The sequence below is a fragment of the Lyngbya sp. CCY1209 genome (assembly GCF_055795065.1).
Genome location: NZ_JAYFER010000686.1, coordinates 1 through 307, shown reverse-complemented (window position 1 = coordinate 307; position 307 = coordinate 1). Strand labels below are relative to the sequence as shown.

Annotated in this window: 1 protein-coding gene; it reads right to left on the bottom strand. The window is 50.5% G+C overall.

Annotation, left to right across the window (positions count from 1 at the left end; genetic code table 11):
* Positions 1 to 289, bottom strand: a 289-nt coding sequence (locus tag AC0QHF_RS28380) for a transposase (RefSeq protein ID WP_324707641.1), incomplete at its 3' end; no start/stop codon positions are given.
* Positions 290 to 307: the final 18 nt, after the last annotated feature.

Below are 307 nucleotides of genomic sequence, written 5' to 3'. Positions count from 1 at the left end.
CAGAGACTTTGCGTCCCCAGAGTCGCTGCATGGCTTTTAGGTTCAACGTCTCGAAATAGAGAACGTCAAACCGATCGGTCAGCCAGTGAGCTAGTTTCCAGAACCAGTCCTCTCGCCGATGAACAATGTCTTCGTGGCGACGAACTAGGTTCTTTCGAGCGCGTTCTCGGTTGTTCGAGCCTTTCTGTTTGCGGGACAGTTCTCGGTTCGCCTTCTGAATCTCACGGAGAGATTGCTTAAAAAACAGCGGGGCGTCAATACTGAAGCCTTCAGAGGTCGTGAGAAACATTTTCAGTCCGAAGTCAAA